Here is a 19,051-nt window from a genome sequence, read left to right as displayed (position 1 = left end):
AACACAAGCGCGCACGCGCCCGCGACACTACGACTCGCGGGCGGTGCGGCGAAAGGTCAGTCCTTGGTCAGCCGGGTTTCGGTCTGCGCGGGGGACTCTTCGACGACGACCGGTTCGGCATCATCGGTAACAGCCTCGTCGGCGACGGTCTCGCCGGTGCTCGACACATCATCGGTGCGGAGCTCGCGGATCGCCTGACGCAGCCAGGTGGTGACGACGTCCTCGGCGATCTCCAGATCGACGGTGGCGTCGTCGACGTCGACCACGGTGCCGTAGAGGCCCGACGTGGTGACGACAGAGTCACCGACCTTCAGGCTGCTCTGCATGTCGGCGACCTTCTCGGCCTCCTTCTTCTGGCGGCGAATGCCCATGTACATGAACACGAGCATGCCTGCCAGCAGGAGCGGAAACAGGAATTCCATCGTCGAAGTCAGTCCCTAGTCTTGTGGATGAATGGACAGGTACGCCCATAGTCTGCCAGTTCCTGTATCCGCCGCCACACCGGCACACCTGATATGCGCGGGGACCCGCTCAGGCAGAGGCCTTTACACCCGCCGCACCGAACGAATAATCGTCGAGCGGGAAACTCACCGCCTGCTTGTGCGTGCTGACGGTGCTGTTCGGGCGCAGCAGCGCGGCTTCGCCGTGCTGGTTGAAGTAGTAGCTGCGCGCGCCCGCGCAGTCGCCGCCGTAGAACACCGAATCGCCGAGTTTGTCCGTGACCTGATCCAGGAACCGCTCATTCGCCTGCTGGGTCACCTCGAAGGTGTGCTCGCCGCGCCGGAACATCTCCCCGAAGAGGCGGGCCATGTGTTTCATCTGCCCCTCGATGGTGGTGAAGTAGGACAGGCCGCTGTAGGAGTAGGGGCTGTTCAAGCTCAGGAAGTTCGGGAACTTCGGCACCGTGATGCCCTCGTAGGCCTGGAAGCGGTTGTCGCGCCACCACTTTCCGAGATTCACGCCGTCGCGGCCGATGATCTCGATGGCCGGGAAGTTCACGTCCCACAGATCGAACCCGGTGGCCAGGATCAACGTGTCGATCTCGGTCTTGCGGCCGTCGGCGGTGACGATGCCGTCGACTTCGATGCGCTCGATCGAGTTGGTCTCCAGGTGCACGTGCGGCTGGTTGAAGACCTTGAAGTAGTGGTTGGAGAAGGTGGGGCGCTTACAACCGAAGTCGTACTTCGGGGTCAGTCGCTCGCGCGTCCGCTTGTCCCGGACCTGGGCGAACAGGTGCGCCTTGGCGAGCAGCGCGGCGGCCTTGTTCAGTGGCTTGGCCTGCTTGTAGTGCAGCACACCGACCACCATCAGCGCTTCGAGCATGGCGGTGTTGACCACACGCGCGGCCTTCTGCGTGGCCGGGACCTCGGCGAAGAGCCGCTGTACCGGGGCCGGGATCGCGGTGTCGACCTTGGGCACCACCCAGATCGGGGTGCGCTGGAAGACGGTCAGCTCGGCGACCTTCTTCGCCGCCTCCGGCACCAGCTGCACCGCGGTGGCGCCGGTGCCGATGATCGCGGCCTTGCGGCCGGTGAGGTCGAAATCGTCCTCCCACGCGGTGGTGTGGATGATCTTGCCGCCGAAGGTGTCGATGCCGGGGAACGGCGGGGTGTAGGGCTGGGAGAGGAAGCCCGTCGCCGTGAGCAGGTAACGGCCGGTGAGGGTTTCACCACCCTCGATCGAGACCGTCCACTGCTGCCGCTCCTCGTCCCAGCGTGCGCCGTCCACCACGGTGGAGAACCGCATCCGGCGGCGCAGGCCGTATCTACCGGCGACGTGTTCGGCGTAGCGCTTGAGCTCCTTGCCCGGGGCGAACAGGCGCGTCCAGTACGGGTTGGGCTCGAAAGAATAGGAGTAGGTGACCGAGGCGATATCGACGGCCAGACCCGGGTAGTGGTTGACGTGCCAGGTGCCGCCGAGATCGGCTTCCCGCTCCAGGATCACGTAATTGCTCAGGCCGAGCCGGTCGAGCTCGATGCCCGCACCCATTCCGCCGAATCCCGCACCGACCACGATGGCATCGAATTGAGGCGCCACGTCGAACCTCCAGATTGTGAACCAAGCGTCTTCGAATGAGACGCCAAGCGGAATGACACATCATTCCGTTTGTGACGACTGTATCATCGCACCCGTGACCCAGCCACCGACCCGAGCCCCCCGAGCGGTGGCCGGCGGCGCCGTAGCGCGCCGCAAAGCCGAACTGCGCCAGAGCATCATCGATACCGCGTTCGTCTGCTTCGCCGAGAAGGGCTATCACGCCACCGGCATCGCCGATATCGCGGGCCAGCTCGGCATCGGGCACGGCACGTTCTACCGGTACTTCAGCAATAAGCGCGACATCATCGACCACGTCATCGACGATCTGGCCGGGCGCATCGTGGAAACGCTGGGTACCGAGAACGCACCCGACGCGGCCACCAGCCTCGACGAGTACCGGGCGCAGCTCGATCGGATCGGTACCGCCCTCACCCGGATCCTGATCCAGGACCGCCGGATCGCGCAGTTGCTGCTGTTCCACGCCACCGGAATCGACGACGAACTCACCGCCCGGCTCTACGGACTGCTCGACACCGCCGACGCGCTGACCGCGGGATACCTCGAGCACGGTGTCGAATTGGGTTATCTGCGTGCGGATCTCGACACCCTGAATACCGCCAAGGCCGTGACCGGCATGCTGCTCGCCGGCATCGTGCACGGGCTGCGCGATCCCGACGAAGCCGCCATCGCCGCGCTGACCGAGGCGATCCGCCGTCTACTCGTCGACGGCGTACGCAAGGAATGAGACCGCTCGGATGCGTTCAGCAAAGACTGAGCAGCACCTGTTCGACCCTGCCACAATAATCCGGGTGATGACCCCCGAGGACGTGAGCCGGATCCATTTCGCCATGCCACCGGTCGGGCATCGCGGCTACCACGCGGACGAAGTCGACGCGTTCATGGAACTGGTCGCCTCGACGTTGGCCGGCACCGGCGTACTCACCGCCGACGATGTCCGGCACGTGCACTTCGACGCGCCGCGCTTCGGCGGCCGCGGATATCAGGCCGAGCAGGTCGACGAGTTCCTCGACCGGGTACGGATCGAGTTGGAGATCCGGCAGCGCGGGTCGCGCCCGGTGCCCGCGGGCGCCAACGGTTCCGAGCCCGCCGCCCTGCTGACCCCCGACGACGTACACCGGATGCGGTTCACCTCCGCGCCGGTCGGGCGGCGCGGATATCACGAGGAGGAAGTCGACGCCTTCATGGATTTAGTCGCCGCCACGCTGGCGCACGGCGGTCCGGGCAGCCTCACCATCGCGGATGTGCGCGGGGTGCATTTCACCGAAGCGCGGCTCGGGACCCGGGGTTACGCGCGCGACGAAGTCGACGCTTTCATGGATCTGGTCGTCACGGCGCTCGAAAAGAGCCCGCACCACTGATTTCAGCCCTGAATGGTGTGGAGTTCGGCTTCGCGCAGGTCATCCGGGAAGACGAAGCGGCGGAACGCCCAGAAGCGGAAGCCCATCGCGAGCAGGACGCCGAGGATCTGGCCGGTGACGAAGTTGGCCACCGCCTGGGTGAGCGGGCCGACATGCGGTACCCGCAGATTCAGGACATAGAGCGAGATCGCCTGGGGCACCAGCGTGACGGCGATGCCCAGCGCGCTGACGGCGAAGAACAGGGCCGCCTCATGGTGACGCTGGCGGCCGCCCCGGGTGCGGAACGACCACTCGCGGTTCAGGATGTAGGACGCGATGATCGCGATCAGCACACCCAGCAGCCGCGCGGTCAGCGGCTTCTCACCGAGCACCGTCAGCTTCGCGGCGTACACGACACCGGTGTCGATGAACCAGGTGACCGCGCCGACCACCGCGAATTTCATCAGCTCGCGGTGCTGAATCGCCTTGGAGCGATAGGGCTCCGGCAAACGATCGACAACAGACTGCACCACGGTCATGCGACCGACTGTAGCGGGGAGATCGGCGGCGCGCCCGTCCGGGGAAGCCGCCGTCTGCTAGGGGCGGTCGAAAAGATCCAGCGTCGGCTGGGGTTCGCGGGCACGGACGTCGATGGAACCGAAAGCGAGATCGGCGGGTGGCAGCAGACCGAGATGTTCCCAGGCCGCGGCGGTGGCGACACGACCGCGCGGAGTGCGCGCCACCATCCCGGCGCGGACCAGGAACGGCTCACACACTTCCTCGACGGTGGCCGCTTCCTCGCCCACCGCGACCGCGAGGGTGGAGACGCCGACGGGGCCGCCGTTGAAACCGCGGACCAGCGCGGACAAGACAGCCCGGTCCAAACGGTCCAAGCCCAGTGCGTCGACGTCGTAGACCTCGAGAGCCGCTTGCGCGATCGGGCGGGTGATGTGCCCGTCGGCGCGGACCTCGGCGTAGTCGCGGACGCGACGCAGCAGGCGGTTCGCGATACGCGGCGTGCCACGGGAGCGACCAGCGATCTCCGCGGCGGCGTCGCGTTCCACTTCGACACCGAGGATCTGGGCCGACCGCAGCAGAATGCGCAGCAGCTCGTCGGGTTCGTAGAAATCCATGTGGCCGGTGAACCCGAACCGGTCCCGCAGCGGACCGGTCAGCGCGCCGGAGCGAGTTGTCGCGCCGACCAGGGTGAAGGGGGCGATGTCCAGCGGGATCGAGGTGGCGCCGGGACCTTTGCCGACCACCACGTCGACGCGGAAATCCTCCATGGCCAGGTAGAGCATCTCCTCGGCGGGCCGGGCGATGCGGTGGATTTCGTCGATGAACAGCACGTCGCCGTCGACCAAATTGCTGAGCATGGCCGCGAGATCTCCCGCGCGTTCCAGCGCGGGGCCGGAGGTGATGCGCAGTGCCGTGCCGAGTTCGCCCGCGATGATCATGGCCATGGAGGTCTTGCCGAGCCCGGGCGGGCCGGACAGCAGCACGTGATCAGGGGTACCGCCACGCTGCTTGGCACCCCGCAGCACCAGCGCCAGCTGTTCGCGCACGCGCGGCTGGCCGATGAAATCGTCCAGGGATTTCGGGCGCAGACTGGCCTCGATGTCCCCGTCGGACTTCAAATAGCTTGCGCTGACCTGAGATTCCGCGTCGGACGCGGGTTCGTCGGGCACAGTCTCTTCGTAATCCATGGCGGCCTATCGGTTCTTGCCGAGCAGGCTCAGTGCGGCGCGCAAGGCGGCAGCGGTGTCGGCGGCGGGCTGCTCGGCCAGCACCGAATCCACCGCCTGCTCGGCCTGTTTGAGCGGGAAGCTCAGACCCGTCAGCGCCTCCACCACCTGATCACGCACCGGCGTCACCGCGACCGCGGGGGCACTGCCCGGCGGGCCCGCCTGCACGGGAATGAGATTCACCTTGTCGCGCAGTTCGACGACCATGCGCTCGGCGCCGCGCTTGCCGATGCCCGGCACCCTGGTCAGCGCCGCCACGTTGCTTTCCGCGAGTGCCTTGCGCAGGGCTTCGGGCTCCAGCACCGCGAGCACCGCCATCGCCAGGCGGGGGCCGACACCGGACACGGTTTGCAGCAGACCGAACAGGTCGCGCGATTCGGTGTCGGCGAACCCGAACAAGGTCTGGGAATCCTCGCGCACGATCATCGCGGTGTAGAGCCGGATCTCCTCGCCGCGGGTGAGCATGGCCAATGTCGACGGGGTGGCGTTCAGCCGGTACCCGATACCACCGGCCTCGATCACCGTGTGATCGAGCGCGATTTCGAGCACCTCACCGCGTACCGACGCGATCACCCGCGTACCGCCTTCCGTTGTTCAGCGAGCTTTTCGGTGTAGCGCCGGCGCACCTCGGCCGCCTGCGCTTCGGCTTTGGCCATGCGTTCCAGCAACGGCGCCCGCCAACAATGACAGATGGCCAGAGCCAGCGCATCGGCCGCGTCCGCCGGTTTCGGCGCCACCGTCAAGCCGAGGATCCGCGTCACCATCGTGGTCACCTGCGCCTTGCCGGCGGTGCCGCTGCCCGTCACCGCCGCCTTGACCTCGCTGGGTGTGTGGAAATGCACCGGTATGCCGCGCCGCGCCGCCGCGAGCGCGATCACCCCGCCGGCCTGCGCCGTGCCCATGGCGGTACGCACATTGTGCTGCGCGAACACCCGCTCGATCGCGACCGCCTCGGGCCGGTGGGTGTCCATCCAGGATTCGGCCGCGTCGGCCACCAGCATCAGCCGCTGCGCGAGGTCCAACTCGGGAGGCGTCCGCACCACGTCCACGGCGAGCGCGGTGACCTTGCGGCCCAACCCGCCCTCGACCATGCTGATGCCGCACCGGGTGAGCCCGGGGTCGACGCCCATCACCCGCACGAAAACCCCTCTCGCAGACACGAACAACTGTTCGAGAGTCTAGTGGAATCTCGTCCGACTCTCCGCAAGGACACTCCAGCGGACGGCACGTCCGCTAGTTCACCTGAGCGGCGAAGGCAGAGTACGCATTTTCGTCGAAGAGGACGAACCGCACCTCCGAGACCCGAGTCACGGTGGCGCGCACGCTTTCCACGGCGATGCGCGCGCCGTCGTCCAGCGGCCAGCGGTAGATGCCGGTGGAGATGGCGGGAAAGGCGACGGTGCGGGCGCCGAGTTCGTCTGCGACACGCAATGATTCGCGATAACAGGAGGCCAGCAGGTCGGAGCGGTCCTCGGTGGCGGACCAGACCGGGCCGACGGTGTGGATGACCCAGCGGGCATCCAGTTCGCCCGCGGTGGTCGCGACGGCCTGACCGGTCTTCAATCCCTTGCCGTACCGCGAGGCACGCAGTGCGCGGCACTCGGCCAAAATTTCCGGACCACCGCGACGGTGGATCGCACCGTCCACTCCCCCGCCGCCGAGCAGCGAGGAGTTGGCCGCGTTGACGATCGCGTCCACCGATTGTCCGGTGATGTCGCCGCGTACCAGCACCAGGGAAACCATGCGCGCATTCTCCCACCCTCGGCGAGATACCGGCCCCGGCTAGGAGCTGCCCGATAGCGGGTCGCTGCTCCGGACGCGCCGAACAGTGCTTCCATCAGCAATATTGTTCGGTCGCTTAACGTTGGCTACATGGCCTGGATCCTGCTTGTCGTCTCCGGAATGATGGAAACCGCATGGGCCGTCGCGCTGGACCGATCCGAGGGCTTCTCCAAGCCGATACCCAGCGTGATCTTCGCGATCGCACTGCTGCTCAGCATGGCGGGGCTGGGCATCGCATTGCGCGACATCCCCGTCGGCACCGGCTACGCCGTATGGGTCGGCATCGGCGCTATCGGGACCGCGCTCGTCGGGATGGTCTTCCTCGGCGAGTCACATGCCGTGTCGCGCATTCTCTGCCTGGTCCTGATCGTCTGCGGCGTGGTCGGCCTGAAGCTTTTCCACTGAAGCGCCGAAGTACGGCGGCTCCTGCCGCACAACCGCTCGACAAAGCGTAACCAACTGGTTACGCTTTGGGTGTGGACGAAGTGGCAGCGGCGATCGCCGATCCCATTCGGCGGGCGATTCTGGAAATGCTGGACGGGCAGCGACTCACCGCGGGCGACATCGCGCAGCGGTTCGATATCAGCAGGCCCGCGATCAGCCGGCACCTGCGGGTACTGCGCGAAAGCGGCCTGGTCCGAGCCGAAATCGTGGGGCGTGAGCGCTACTACGCGCTGCACGCCGAACCGCTCACCCAAATCACCGACTGGATATCGAGATTCGGCCGCGCCGGCTGGGAACGCCGCTTCGACGCATTGGAAACCGAGGTCTACCGGACGCGGCGCGAGCACCGGGCCCCGGCCGACCCGAAAACCGCAAGGGAGAACACCGCATGACCAAACAACCGACCGGACTTCTGCTCGCCACCGACGCCGGGCACGACCTGATATTGACTCGCACTTACCGCGCCCCGATCGGCGACGTGTGGGCGAGCCTGACCGAACCCGATCGCACCGCCCGCTGGTACGGACCGTGGACGGGGGAAGCCGCACCGGGCCGGAACATCAAGGTGCAGTTGAGTTTCGAAGAGGGCCGGCCCTGGACCGAAATGCGCGTCGAAGCTTGCGAACCGCCGCACCGCTTGGCCGTCTCCGCGACCGACGAGGCCGGTTCCTGGCTACTCGAAGTGCTGCTGACCGAGCAGAACGGGACCACCGAATTCCGCTTCATCCAGCACCTCGCCGACGACAAGCTGGACATGGCCCCCCAGGTGGGGCCCGGCTGGGAGTACTACCTGGACATGTTCGAGGCGGCCCACACCGGTAGTGCGAGCCGTCCCGATTTCGGTGACTACTACCCCGCCATGGCCCAGTACTACGAGGACCTCGTGCGGGGTCAGTCCTCCAACTGAGCCAGTACCTCGTCGGGGATATCGACGTTGGTGTAGACGTTCTGCACGTCGTCGCTGTCCTCCAGCGCGTCGACGAGCTTGATCACCTTGCGGGCGCCGTCGGCGTCGACCGCGACCGACACCGACGGCTGGAAGCCGGATTCGGCCGAGTCGTAGTCGATTCCGGCGGCCTGCAGCGCTTCGCGCACCGGGATCAGGTCGCTGGGCTCGGTGATGATCTCGAACGAATCACCCAGGTCGTTGACCTCTTCGGCGCCGGCGTCGAGCACCGCCATCAGCACGTCGTCCTCGGACAGGCCGTTCTTCTCCAGGGTGACCACACCCTTACGGCCGAACAGGTACGACACCGAGCCCGGATCGGCCATGTTGCCGCCGTTGCGGGTCATCGCGACCCGGACCTCGCCCGCCGCGCGATTGCGGTTGTCGGTGAGGCACTCGATCAGCACGGCGACACCATTGGGGCCGTAGCCCTCGTACATGATGGTCTGCCAGTCCGCGCCGCCGGCCTCTTCGCCACCGCCGCGCTTGCGGGCGCGCTCGATGTTGTCATTGGGAACCGACGACTTCTTCGCCTTCTGGATGGCGTCGTACAGCGTCGGGTTGCCCGCGGGGTCACTGCCACCCGTGCGCGCCGCCACCTCGATGTTCTTGATCAATTTGGCGAAGAGCTTGCCGCGCTTGGCGTCGATCCCCGCCTTCTTGTGCTTGGTGGTGGCCCATTTGGAATGGCCGCTCATGCCCTACTTCCTTCAGGTCGAATTGCACGTGTGGACGTGTGTCCGGCCGAGCGGACAACTTCCCAAGCCTACTCGGCCGGTCACGCTGACCTTCTCAGGGCTTGATCAGAGAGTGACTCCGTAGGACTCGTCGAAGAACGCGCCGGCGATGTAGGCGGGGCTCGCGTAGGCGAAGCCGTTGTCACCCCAGGCGCTGCCCCAGCTGTTGCGCAGAATGAAACGACCGTTGGCCTGGTAGCCGACGACCGCGACCGCGTGCCCGCCACGGACCGTGCCGGGACTGAACTCGTCCAGGACGCCGCCATTCGCAGTGGCGTTGTCCCACGTCTTGTCCACGCCGAAGCCCGCCAGAATAGGACCGTGGTTGGCGAGCCACGCCTTCCAGTTGGCCAAATCCTTGCGCAGATTGAAGTAGGAGGCCACCCGATGTTGCGCGGCATGCGCCCAGAACACGTTCTCCGCTCCGGTGTACATCTTGGTGACGATGTGGAACGGCAGCATCTCCTCCCGCACCGCTCCGTATTTCCGGCACACCTCGACCGCCGCCTTCAACGAGGTGCCGCCGCCTTCGATGAATGTCTCGGGCCGCTGATCGAATTCATCGGTCTCCTTCGAGCTCATCCAGATGAAGCGCGGCGAGACCCGGTCGGTCTTGTCCAGCGTGTTCGCGGTGACCAGGTGATAGCGCATCAGCCCATCCCCGGTCGCCCACCCGACGCAGGACCATCGGTGTCCTCCTGGTCACCGATGGTCCACCAGGCGCGGCGCAGATCCACCGCCTGTGGTAGCGCGGCCACCGCGCCGAGCGTGCCGACGGCAACCGCGTCGCCGAAAGTCCAGTCCCGCTCGGTCTCGCGGGAAGGAACCAGATTGCAGACCCGAGCCTCAGCCGGGACAGACTCCGTGGACTCGGAGCCCCTTGGGTATTGGTGATCGGGGGGGGCGATTTGCTGCCCGGATAGCACAATCGTCGTCGTTCGTACGTGCTGGATCGCGAGTACCGCATACCCGATTCCGCGGCGTTGATCAGCGCTTTCGCTACGCGGACCGGTGCCGGCTACGCGGCAGCGCGGACCATCTCGACGAACAGGTCGTGCACGCGCAGATCGCCGGTGACCTCGGGATGGAACGAGGTGGCCAGGACATTGCCCTCGCGCGCCGCCACGATGCGACCGGCGAACGGGCCGCTGGGGACGGTGGCGAGCACCTCGACACCCGCGCCCGCGCGCTCCACCCAGGGGGCGCGGATGAAGACGGCGCGGATCGGAGTGTCGAGTCCGGTGAAGTCCAGGTCGGTTTCGAACGAGTCGACCTGGCGACCGAAGGCGTTGCGGCGCACCGTCATATCGATGCCGGACAGATGCTGGGCGTCGGGGCGGGTGTCCAGCACCTCGGAAGCGAGCAGAATCATGCCGGCACAGGAGCCGAAGGCGGGCATACCGGCACGGAGCCGGGCGCGCAGCGGCTCCAGCAGTTCGAAGGCCTCGAGCAGTTTGCTGATCGCCGTGGATTCGCCACCGGGCAGCACGAGCGCGTCCACCGATTCGAGTTCGGCCAAGCGGCGGACGCTGACCGGTTCGGCGCCGGCGTGCATCAGGGCGGCGAAGTGCTCACGTACGTCACCCTGCAAGGCGAGTACGCCGATCCGGGGCGCGCTCGTTGTCCGCTGCGACACCCGCGCGGTAGTCACCGACTGCTCAACCATGCCTCGAAGAATACGGCGACCCGCATTGTGGGCGCGCTCACGCCGGGCTCGGTCAGCCCTCGCGCAGCGTGCGGATCAAACCCTCCTGCACGACCGCGGCGACGAGTTCACCCTGACGGTTGAAGATCTTGCCGCCGGTGAGGGCCCGGCCGAATCCCGCGGAGGGCGAGGACTGGTCGTAGAGCAGCCAGTCGTCGGCACGGAACGGGCGCAGGAACCACATGGCGTGGTCGAGCGAGGCGTTCTGCGTCTCCTCGTCGGGGTGGATGACCTTGGAGGAGCCGAGCAACGTCATATCGCTCATGTAGGCGAGAGTGCAGACGTGGAACAGCGGGTCGTCGGGCAGCGGGTGCCGGTAGCGGAACCAGACCTGCTGCTGGGAAACGACACCGTCGCGGCGCGACACCTCCTCGGGCGGGACCGGCCGGATGTCCCAGTGCTCCCATTCGCGCATGGCCCACAGGCGTTCCGGGCTCATGGTGGTGTGCGCGTCGGGCAGGCCCTCGGGCTCGGACACCTGCGGCATCACGTCCTGATGCTCGGGGCCCTGATCGCCGGAGTGGAAGGAGGCGGACATGGTGAAGATCGCTTTGCCGTCCTGTACGCCGGTGACTCGCCGCGTGCAGAACGAGCGCCCGTCGCGGATCCGGTCCACCAGATACACGGTCCGTTCCGCGGGGTTGCCGGGACGCAGGAAATAGCCGTGCAGGGAATGCACCTGAAACTGCGGCTCGACCGTCCGCACCGCCGACACCAGCGCCTGGCCGGCCACCTGTCCGCCGAACGTGCGCGGCAACTGAGTCTTGGTGGATGCCCCGCGGAAAATGTCGCGTTCGAGCCGCTCGATTTCCAGCGCCTCTTCGATCGTCGCCATGCGCGCCACATTATCCGGCCGGGTTACGTCACATTTGCCCGACTGCCCGCTGCCGCCGCGCCGACACGCGCACACCGTTTTCGGACAAGCCGGGCAAACAGCCGACACCTGTCACGGGTCGGCGAGTCGCTTTACGATGTGCGACCGCCGGAAGTCGGCGTAGAACTGGAGCATGGCCGAGCCCGAGTCCATACCGTCGTTCCGCTCCGATCAGCCAAGTGACGCCGAACAGCACGCGCTGCTCGTCAGCATCCTGGACGCGCAATCGGAATTGCCGGGTGTGCGCCGGCTTCGGCGCTGGGCGTTGGACGCGTTGGGCGTGCGGCCAGGCGATCGGGCGTTGGACATCGGCTCCGGAACCGGCTCGGAGGTGGTGGCGCTGGCCGCCGCGGCCGGGCCGAGCGGTGCCGCTACCGGTGTGGACCCCAACCCGGCCATGGTGGCCGAGGCCACTGCGCGAGCGGCGGCGCTCGGCGTCGCGGCCGAGTTCGTGCAAGGCGACGCCTACGACCTGCCCTTCCCCGACGCCAGTTTCGACGTGGTGCGCTGCGAGCGGGTCTACCAGCATCTCGACGAACCCGCCCGCGCGACCGCCGAGATCGCCCGCATCCTGCGCCCGGGTGGCCGTGTCGTCCTCATCGACAGCGACTGGTCCACCAGCATCATCCATCCGGGCGACCCCGAAGTGGTTCGGGCACTACACGATGCGTGGCTCAGCAACACCACCAATCGCCATTCCGGACGCCACCTCCGCGGACTGCTCACCGCAGCGGGCCTGATCGTCGACGACATCGGCGCCGATGCGGTGATCTGGGATCCCGGCGTCATCGACACCTTGTTCCACGCCAGCACCGCTGCAGCCGTGGCCGGTGGTGTCATCACCGCCACGCAGCGGGACGAACTGATCGCCGACCTGCGTCACGGCGTCGATATCGGCGACTTCCACTTCTCGGTGACCATGTTCGCGGTCCTCGCGCACCGGCCGTAGCGGTGAGTTACGGGCGGGTGCGGAGCATGTGGGCTCGATGAAGTAATCGGGGTCGGATCGATCAGGGGCGCTAGTCGGGCGGAGTAGCTGAGGCCTCAGACCGCTGGTCGGGCGGATTAGGCGAGGCCTCAGACCGCTGGTAACGCGATCAAGCGGACAGACTGAGCGGCGGCAGCGACCAAACCGGGCAGTCAGATCGGGCGGCGCGCGATCAGGCCGGGATTCAGATCGCCGGTCGCGCCACCAAGCGGAACAACCTCATCAGCGGCCGCGCTACCAAACCAGCAATTAATCGCTGATCGCGCAACCAAACCGGGCAATCAGATCACCCGTCACGCCACCAAGCTGAGGACAGATCACCGGTCGCGCCGCCAAAAGGGGCAGGTGATCGCTGGTCGCGCGCAGGCCGGACCTCAGGTCGCCCGGTCGCGCGAACAGTCAGATCGCTGGTCGCGCGATCGAGCGGAACAGTCAGATCGCTGGTTGCGATCAGGCGGGGCAGGCGGCCGAGGGCTGGTTGGCCAGTTGGAGCATCTGGCAGACCCAGGTTTTCTGGACCTTCCACTGGCCGTTTTCGGCGACGAAGGGGACGTCGGCGATGTTCTCCTGGCCGTTGAATACCAGTTTCGCCTTCGCGTTCACCGTGTCGCCGAAGGCGGTGACGTCGGTGACTTCGATGCTGGCGTTGGTGCTCTTGTAGGCCTCGGCGAGGCGGTTCGGGAGTTCCGGGTCCGCTTCCGCGCCCTGGATCCACTCGAGTTTGTCAGCGTTGGGCACGTTCGGATCGAGTGCCTTCTGGAGTTGAGCGTTGAGCTCGGCGGCGGTCGGAACAGCGGGCAGGTTCGCGGCGCTCGTGGCCGGGGCGCTGGTCGTGGTGCGCGTCGGCTTCGAGTCCGGCTTGTCGTCACTGCCGCAGGCGGTCAGGCCGAGCGCGGCCACCATGGCCAGGCCGGCGATGGCGATACGTCCGGTGTTGCGAAGCTTCAACTGCTCGTCCTTTGTTCGGTCAGAGTCGAATCCTGAAGCTATCCAGCGGGTCTGTGGGAAGAGTAAGACAGCTGTGAGCCCGGTCGAAGAGTTCGAGCATGATGGTCCGGTGCCCGAGTTCACCGCTATCACGCCGCCCGCCCTGGCCGATCTGATCGCCGCGCGCGCGGCCGAACTGCCGGGGCATGCGGTGATCGCGATCGACGGGGCCGACGCCGCCGACCCGATCACCCTGGCGCGGCAGGTGGCCGAGCGGCTGCGGACCGGCGGCCGGCCCGCCGAGGTGGTGGCGCTGCACGATTTCGTGCGCCCGGCTTCCCTGCGCTTGGAATACGATCCGACCGACGAATTCACCTACCGCACGGCTTGGTTCGACTTCGACTCGCTGAATCGCGAAGTGCTGGTGGCACTTCGGCAGTACGGCCGCTGGCTGCCCGCCCTGTGGGACGAGCGCGCCGATCGGTCGGCGCGGGCCCGGATCCGAGCCGCCGCGCCGAACACTGTGCTGCTGGTGGCGGGTCCGATGTTGCTCGGACGGAATCTCGCCTTCGAACTCGCCGTGTCGCTGCGTATGTCGGAAGGGGCGTTGCGCCGCCGCACCGCACCCGCCGACCTGTTCACCATCAAGGCGATACTCGAGCACGAGAAGACGCACGACGCCGAGCCCGACATCCTCGTCGCCTGGGACCACCCAGATCGTCCGGCAGTGCGTGTCCAGGCTTAGCCACCTGGCGGGAACTCGCTGATGCGCGTGTTCTGGAAGGTGGTGAACAACCAGGTTCCCTTGGTGCGCACCGCCACCCGGGTCTGCACCGATCGAGCCCCGGGCGGGGCCGGTTCGCCGGGCGGCATCGGACGGTCGCCAACCGTGACCAGAACCGCGGTGTCGGGCGTCGGGAAGCGGATCGTGCAGCTATCCGGTTCGGCCATGCGGGTGCCTTTCATGAACCCGTCGAAGCCCGCCTGCATGACGGTGGCGAGTTCGGTCCGGCCGCGGACGAATTCACCGATGACCGAGACGAAGTCGGCATCCGGTGTGAACGTAGCGGCGAAGGCAGCGCCGTCACCGGCGGCCCAGGCGTCCATCTGGGCGCGAAGCAGTGCGAGGACAGAGGTTTCGTCGGACATCACGTCACCGATCCCCGCGGCGCAGGCCCGCGTACTCGAGGGCGGCGAAAGCGGCGACGAACACCGCGCCCACCACCAGGAAAGCACGGCCCCAGCCCGTCAGTGGCATCAGATCGGTGCAGGCCAGCTCGACCATCACCACCGCGGCAGCGGCATTGACCGCCACGACGGCCCCCGCCAACCGCGCCGGAATCTCCCGATATCCCGCGATGAGCAACAGTGCCGCCGCGCCGCCCAGCATCGCCACACCGAACGGGACCGACCAGGAGGTGGGCAAGCCGAGTGGTTCGCTCAGGGCCGGAGCGGTGGCCAGTAGGAAGAGTCCGAACGCGCCGGTGCTCCAACCATCCACGCGCAGGGCGGTTCGTAAACCGGGGCCGGTATCGAGGTTCGTCGAGGTCGTCATGGAAGCGACGGTGCCAGCCATCGGTCATGGTCTCAATGACCTCAGAGGTCATGGAGGTGCCGACCCGCAGGCCGATAGCCTGTCGGAATGACGCGTTCGGTGCAGGAATCTCCGGTCGGCGCGCTGCTACGAGAGTGGCGGCAGCGGCGGCGGCTGAGTCAGCTCGAGCTGGCCTTGGCCGCCGACAGTTCCGCGCGGCATCTGTCCTGTGTCGAGACCGGCAAGGCGCAGCCGAGCCGCGCCATGGTGTTGAAGTTGTGCGAAGTATTGGAGGTGCCGCTGCGCGAACGCAATACGGTGCTGCTGGCGGGTGGCTTCGCCCCGGAGTACCGCGAGAGCAGCCTCGACGACGAGGAGCTCTCCTCGGCCCGAACGGCGCTGGAAGCCATGCTGAGCGCACACGAGCCGTACCCGGCCGTGGTGGTCGACCGCTACTGGAACGTAGTCACCACCAACCGCGCGATGGCCCTGTTCGAAGGCGAGGTCGACGACCGGCTCATGGAGTGTCCCAACATGTATCGCCTCGCCCTGCACCCGGGCAGCCCGGATGCCACCACGTACATGGTCAATCACGGCCAGGTCCGAGAGTTCTTGCTGGACAGGCTGTTACGCCAGGTCCAAGCCACCGGAGATCCGATCCTGCGCGAACTGTACGACGAGGTCTCCGGGTATCCGGTGCCGCCCGGCACGGAATCCGATCTGCGGGCCCCGACGCCCTTCGCGGTCCCGCTGCGCATCGCCACCCCGATGGGAGAGCTCCAGATGTTCAGCACCATGGTCACCTTCGGCGCACCCGCCGATGTCACGCTGTCGGAGTTGGCGATCGAATTGTTCTATCCCCTGGACGATTTCACCGCGATCACGCTGGCCCGGCTCTTCGACCTCACCACCGCCGATGCCGATGCCGGAATGTCCCCTTAGCGTTCCCATCCGGGTGCCCGGCGTCGCCGTTCTCATGACTCGGCCAGTACCGGCTCGCGCGCTGTCCCGCGATCCGGCTCAGGTCCGGTTCGTCGATATCACTGAGTCCGACCTGCAGCAGCGTCACCATCGTCACCATGCTCACCGCCACGATCAGGGGAGTGAGCAGTTGCCCGGCCTGCGCGCCGGTGGGCGCGTGCATGTGCTCGGCCACGTGCGCTCGCATGGAAAACATGCCGGTGTAATGCATTCCGCACACCGCGATCCCCATGATCAGCGCCGCACCGACGGTGGCGGCAAGGCCCCGCACATGGAGGGTGAACCACAGCGCGGCCGTCGCGGCCACCACCGCGATCACCAGCGAGAGCAGCACGATCCACGGGTCGTACCGAACTGCCGCATCGGTTTTCATCGCGTACATCCCGGAGTAGTGCATGGCGCCGACACCGAGCCCGGTGATCGTGCCACCGGTCAACAGCGCCGTCAGATCCCCGTGCCGTCGCCCGACGATCGACAAACCGACCCACACCACGCCCATCGCGATCGCGGCGCTGAACAGAGTGACCGGAATGTCATAGCGAATGGTGGCGTTGCGCACCGAAAAGCCAAGCATCGCAATGAAATGCATGACCCAGATGCCGGTGCCGCCCAAGGCGACCGCCCCGGTCGCCACCCAGCCACCGTGCCCGTCGCCGTGGCGCGCCCGGACCATGCAGCGTAGCGCCAGCAACGAGCCGGTGACCGACATGACATAGGCGAGAACGGGAGTAAGCCAGCCATAGGCGAACTGGTCGATTTCCAGCATGCGGACTCCTTGCCAGAAGCAGGTATTCGACTGTGCTCACCGGTGATTCAGTGCCAACACTAGCGACGAACCAGCAGGTAGTAAATTTGCCGCACCCACCTCCTGGAAAAGTAGCTGGCGTTTGCTGCGGGGTATGCGCGCTGGTAGCGGGCGCGTGGCTCAGCCATCACGACGCTCTGGATCCATGTATGCGGCCCTTGACATTTCGCATCCACCCAGCAATCACCGCGGGTTGCAGCGATCAAAGTGGCCCACGGTTGGTTCAACTCCCTGGTGATGACACTGCCTGCGCGGTGTTGACGAGCATCCGACTCCTCTTCGCTGGACCTGATCACCATCAGAGTGTTTCCACACGCCAAAGACCAACGAATAGTGCAGAAATTCCTGCCTCGCGGTGTGGAATTGGAGCGAGGGAATCCACCGGTTCCGGAGTGGATGACAGGAACCGGACCGAGCACCGCAATGCCCGACCCGACCTGACTTCCAGGGGCACAATCCAGCGAACCACCTCGGCGCGCCCGCATGACGGGCGCGCCAGGGAACATCGCAGTCAGCGTCCGCAAATCCTTCATATGCAGGACGCGAGCGCAGAGCCCACATGGACGACGCGCGGGAGCCTCAAGGTTCGGCGGGGGCGCCGCGAGTAGATGATTATGACGCTGCAGTGGGCCTTGGATGCATGGCAGAGCGTGACCAGCCATGGAGCATGGATTGTGCTGGCGCCGGTTTGCACCCTAATCAGCTACGAGGTCGCTGCTTGCGTGCGAAACTTTCAGCAGCACCGGACAACTCGGATGCTTGTGCAGAAAGCACCGGCAGGCACCACTGTCACGAGCACAATCCGGCGCGCCGGAGGCGTGGTGTCAGAACTCGTGGTCGAGGTAGGCGAGCGGGCCACAGCGCAACCGTCAGATGCTGACAGCCCGAACGAGACAGGTACATGAGATGGGCCCAGGCGCGGTGGTCGAGATCGAGAGGCTGTTCCGGTTGCACTCCGCTGCGGTGTATCGCTACGCACACAAGGCATTACGGGGCGACACAGTCCAGGCGGAAGACATCGTGCAACAGGTCTTCGTTGCTGTCACCGAGCAGTACGGTCGGGATTTCTTTGGAATATCCGACCAACACGCCCAGCAGCTGATCATGAAAATCGCAGCCAGACGTGTGATCGACGTGCGACGCAAGCAAGCCGCCTCTCGGAGCAACGGGATGACCCCGCTCGACGACGCTGTTTTGCCGGCGGTGGACAAAACTGGGTCTGCCCTATCAGATCCGGCGGATCGAGTGGCTAGCCACGACGCGATCAGACGGTTCTGGTTCGCGGTGTCGCGTGAGCTGACCGACACCGAATACCAGGTGGCGCTGCTGGCGTGGGCGCTGCAACGCCCCGACGAGGAAATCGCAGCCGCCCTTGCGGTGACCGTGTCCACGGTGTACTCGCATAAGAGCAGAGCACGGCGGAAAATCAGACACATTATGGAGGGTGCAGGAATTCAGATCTTGTTCCCGTCCGAGGAAAGATTCATCGCGCCGGGATACCGCGTGCTCGGTGCAAGGGCCGAAGGCGAGGTGCAGGCATGACCGACGACAAGTCGCGCGAGCAGGCCGCAACCCCCATTCCTGTCGAGCAGATGTTCGGTGCACTGGACGATCTCCTGACCCAAAACCTTCCCGAACACCATTACAACGTTGAGGCTGGTCTAGCTCGTCTGAAGGCCACCCTCGAACTCGACTCACCAAGTATCACAGCGTCGGCGGGTTCTGGAACGTTGCGCGAGGGCAGTTCGTCCATAACCAGCAGCATCACCCCCGAATCGGCATGGCGCGATGCAGAAACGGGCACTTGGCATCTGAGCTGGCTGCCCGACCGACCGCTGACCCGCGAACAAGCACGGGCCGGAATGGAACTCGACGAACTCCTGAGCGATACCGATTCAGTCCACAACCGCACTGTTCACGACCGCATAGCGGCACTCGCCGGACAGCTGGACATGCTCTGGCAGCAAGCTGTCATCCTGCTCTCCAAACGCTATATTGAACGCCACGAAGACGAGTCCCCCGCAGCTGGACCTGGCGGTATCCCCCGCAAGGAACGGCTCGATCAGTGGCACGGCTGAGCCGCTACTCGGGATCGAACTTGAAGCTGGTCTGCGGCATCGAGCAGAATCGGGTCGATGTCCGCGAACGTGAGCGCTGCTGACGCACAGGCATAAAGGCGAATCGCCGC

25 protein-coding genes are annotated in these 19,051 nt (G+C 66.2%); 10 read left to right on the top strand and 15 right to left on the bottom strand.

Features of this window, described 5'->3' with window-relative positions; all coding sequences use genetic code 11:
* Window positions 1-56: 56 nt before the first annotated feature.
* Window positions 57-422, bottom strand: a complete 366-nt coding sequence (gene yajC / locus BJ987_RS17505; protein ID WP_209890998.1) for a preprotein translocase subunit YajC — start codon at window positions 420-422, stop codon at window positions 57-59.
* Window positions 423-531: 109 nt separating this feature from the next.
* On the bottom strand, window positions 532-2,037 hold the full coding sequence (locus BJ987_RS17500; protein WP_209890995.1) for a flavin-containing monooxygenase: 1,506 nt from the start codon (window positions 2,035-2,037) through the stop codon (window positions 532-534).
* A 52-nt stretch (window positions 2,038-2,089) separates the two neighbouring features.
* Here BJ987_RS17500 and BJ987_RS17495 point away from each other — a divergent pair, with 52 nt between their 5' ends.
* Window positions 2,090-2,782 (top strand): TetR/AcrR family transcriptional regulator, encoded by a 693-nt coding sequence (locus BJ987_RS17495; RefSeq protein WP_209890991.1) that lies wholly within the window; start codon window positions 2,090-2,092, stop codon window positions 2,780-2,782.
* Between the two features lie 67 nt (window positions 2,783-2,849).
* Window positions 2,850-3,416, top strand: a complete 567-nt coding sequence (locus BJ987_RS37745; RefSeq protein WP_209890988.1) for a DivIVA domain-containing protein — start codon at window positions 2,850-2,852, stop codon at window positions 3,414-3,416.
* Between the two features lie 2 nt (window positions 3,417-3,418).
* Here BJ987_RS37745 and BJ987_RS17485 read toward each other — a convergent pair whose 3' ends face one another.
* The 5 genes from BJ987_RS17485 to BJ987_RS17465 all read right to left on the bottom strand — a co-directional run bounded on the left by BJ987_RS17485 (window position 3,419) and on the right by BJ987_RS17465 (window position 6,883).
* Entirely contained in the window at window positions 3,419-3,934 is a 516-nt protein-coding gene (locus tag BJ987_RS17485) for a GtrA family protein (RefSeq protein WP_209890986.1), read from the bottom strand.
* A 57-nt stretch (window positions 3,935-3,991) separates the two neighbouring features.
* Complete coding sequence (gene ruvB / locus BJ987_RS17480; RefSeq protein ID WP_209890983.1) at window positions 3,992-5,101, bottom strand: Holliday junction branch migration DNA helicase RuvB; 1,110 nt, start codon at window positions 5,099-5,101, stop codon at window positions 3,992-3,994.
* Between the two features lie 6 nt (window positions 5,102-5,107).
* The gene (gene ruvA / locus BJ987_RS17475) at window positions 5,108-5,713 is read right to left on the bottom strand and encodes a Holliday junction branch migration protein RuvA (RefSeq protein ID WP_209890980.1); all 606 of its coding nucleotides are present in this window, start codon (window positions 5,711-5,713) and stop codon (window positions 5,108-5,110) included.
* Window positions 5,710-6,279, bottom strand: coding sequence for a crossover junction endodeoxyribonuclease RuvC (gene ruvC, locus BJ987_RS17470; RefSeq protein ID WP_209898599.1), 570 nt, complete (start codon window positions 6,277-6,279; stop codon window positions 5,710-5,712). Before ruvC ends, ruvA begins: the two co-directional genes overlap by 4 nt.
* Before the next feature lie 94 nt (window positions 6,280-6,373).
* Window positions 6,374-6,883 (bottom strand): O-acetyl-ADP-ribose deacetylase, encoded by a 510-nt coding sequence (locus BJ987_RS17465; RefSeq protein WP_209890977.1) that lies wholly within the window; start codon window positions 6,881-6,883, stop codon window positions 6,374-6,376.
* A 129-nt stretch (window positions 6,884-7,012) separates the two neighbouring features.
* Between BJ987_RS17465 and BJ987_RS17460 the strand changes: the two genes are divergently transcribed.
* The 3 genes from BJ987_RS17460 to BJ987_RS17450 all read left to right on the top strand — a co-directional run bounded on the left by BJ987_RS17460 (window position 7,013) and on the right by BJ987_RS17450 (window position 8,273).
* Window positions 7,013-7,327, top strand: coding sequence for a DMT family transporter (locus tag BJ987_RS17460; RefSeq protein WP_209890974.1), 315 nt, complete (start codon window positions 7,013-7,015; stop codon window positions 7,325-7,327).
* A gap of 71 nt (window positions 7,328-7,398) precedes the next feature.
* Window positions 7,399-7,758, top strand: coding sequence for an ArsR/SmtB family transcription factor (locus BJ987_RS17455; RefSeq protein ID WP_209890971.1), 360 nt, complete (start codon window positions 7,399-7,401; stop codon window positions 7,756-7,758).
* Window positions 7,755-8,273: an SRPBCC family protein gene (locus BJ987_RS17450; RefSeq protein ID WP_209890966.1), complete on the top strand. Its 519-nt coding sequence runs from the start codon at window positions 7,755-7,757 to the stop codon at window positions 8,271-8,273. The genes BJ987_RS17455 and BJ987_RS17450 overlap by 4 nt, the downstream gene beginning before the upstream one ends.
* Here BJ987_RS17450 and BJ987_RS17445 read toward each other — a convergent pair.
* From BJ987_RS17445 to BJ987_RS17430, 4 genes are all read right to left on the bottom strand, one after another.
* Window positions 8,258-9,010 (bottom strand): YebC/PmpR family DNA-binding transcriptional regulator, encoded by a 753-nt coding sequence (locus tag BJ987_RS17445; protein ID WP_209890963.1) that lies wholly within the window; start codon window positions 9,008-9,010, stop codon window positions 8,258-8,260. The two genes, BJ987_RS17450 and BJ987_RS17445, sit on opposite strands and share 16 nt — an antisense overlap.
* A 105-nt stretch (window positions 9,011-9,115) precedes the next feature.
* Window positions 9,116-9,700, bottom strand: a complete 585-nt coding sequence (locus BJ987_RS17440; protein ID WP_209890959.1) for a C1 family peptidase — start codon at window positions 9,698-9,700, stop codon at window positions 9,116-9,118.
* A gap of 367 nt (window positions 9,701-10,067) precedes the next feature.
* Complete coding sequence (gene pdxT, locus BJ987_RS17435) at window positions 10,068-10,715, bottom strand: pyridoxal 5'-phosphate synthase glutaminase subunit PdxT (protein WP_209890955.1); 648 nt, start codon at window positions 10,713-10,715, stop codon at window positions 10,068-10,070.
* Window positions 10,716-10,767: 52 nt separating this feature from the next.
* Window positions 10,768-11,589, bottom strand: coding sequence for an acyl-CoA thioesterase (locus BJ987_RS17430; RefSeq protein WP_209890953.1), 822 nt, complete (start codon window positions 11,587-11,589; stop codon window positions 10,768-10,770).
* 172 nt (window positions 11,590-11,761) lie between these two features.
* On the opposite strand from BJ987_RS17430, the gene BJ987_RS17425 reads away from it, so the two are divergent.
* Window positions 11,762-12,577 (top strand): methyltransferase domain-containing protein, encoded by an 816-nt coding sequence (locus BJ987_RS17425; RefSeq protein WP_209890950.1) that lies wholly within the window; start codon window positions 11,762-11,764, stop codon window positions 12,575-12,577.
* Between the two features lie 489 nt (window positions 12,578-13,066).
* Here the strand turns inward: BJ987_RS17425 and BJ987_RS17420 are convergent, their stop codons facing one another.
* Window positions 13,067-13,564 carry a WKL family lipoprotein gene (locus BJ987_RS17420; RefSeq protein WP_209890948.1) on the bottom strand — a complete coding sequence of 166 codons (498 nt, stop codon included), beginning with the start codon at window positions 13,562-13,564 and terminating at the stop codon, window positions 13,067-13,069.
* 109 nt (window positions 13,565-13,673) lie between these two features.
* Between BJ987_RS17420 and BJ987_RS17415 the strand changes: the two genes are divergently transcribed.
* Window positions 13,674-14,288, top strand: coding sequence for a nucleoside/nucleotide kinase family protein (locus BJ987_RS17415; RefSeq protein WP_209890944.1), 615 nt, complete (start codon window positions 13,674-13,676; stop codon window positions 14,286-14,288).
* Here BJ987_RS17415 and BJ987_RS17410 read toward each other — a convergent pair.
* Window positions 14,285-14,692 carry an SgcJ/EcaC family oxidoreductase gene (locus tag BJ987_RS17410; RefSeq protein ID WP_209890941.1) on the bottom strand — a complete coding sequence of 136 codons (408 nt, stop codon included), beginning with the start codon at window positions 14,690-14,692 and terminating at the stop codon, window positions 14,285-14,287. The genes BJ987_RS17415 and BJ987_RS17410 overlap by 4 nt on opposite strands.
* A 4-nt stretch (window positions 14,693-14,696) precedes the next feature.
* Window positions 14,697-15,098, bottom strand: a complete 402-nt coding sequence (locus BJ987_RS17405) for a hypothetical protein (protein WP_245366010.1) — start codon at window positions 15,096-15,098, stop codon at window positions 14,697-14,699.
* Between the two features lie 87 nt (window positions 15,099-15,185).
* Between BJ987_RS17405 and BJ987_RS17400 the strand changes: the two genes are divergently transcribed.
* Window positions 15,186-16,019: a helix-turn-helix domain-containing protein gene (locus BJ987_RS17400; RefSeq protein ID WP_209890935.1), complete on the top strand. Its 834-nt coding sequence runs from the start codon at window positions 15,186-15,188 to the stop codon at window positions 16,017-16,019.
* Here the strand turns inward: BJ987_RS17400 and BJ987_RS17395 are convergent.
* Window positions 15,982-16,824: an MHYT domain-containing protein gene (locus tag BJ987_RS17395; protein ID WP_209890932.1), complete on the bottom strand. Its 843-nt coding sequence runs from the start codon at window positions 16,822-16,824 to the stop codon at window positions 15,982-15,984. The genes BJ987_RS17400 and BJ987_RS17395 overlap by 38 nt on opposite strands.
* Before the next feature lie 960 nt (window positions 16,825-17,784).
* On the opposite strand from BJ987_RS17395, the gene BJ987_RS17390 reads away from it, so the two are divergent.
* Window positions 17,785-18,405 (top strand): RNA polymerase sigma factor, encoded by a 621-nt coding sequence (locus tag BJ987_RS17390; RefSeq protein WP_209890929.1) that lies wholly within the window; start codon window positions 17,785-17,787, stop codon window positions 18,403-18,405.
* Entirely contained in the window at window positions 18,402-18,941 is a 540-nt protein-coding gene (locus BJ987_RS37300; protein WP_245366008.1) for a hypothetical protein, read from the top strand. The genes BJ987_RS17390 and BJ987_RS37300 overlap by 4 nt, the downstream gene beginning before the upstream one ends.
* Window positions 18,942-19,051: the final 110 nt, after the last annotated feature.

Source organism: Nocardia goodfellowii (assembly GCF_017875645.1).
GTDB classification, from domain to species: Bacteria; Actinomycetota; Actinomycetes; order Mycobacteriales; family Mycobacteriaceae; genus Nocardia; species Nocardia goodfellowii.
The sequence above is the reverse complement of the archived record's forward strand: the minus strand, read 5'-3'. Positions and strand labels throughout refer to the sequence as shown.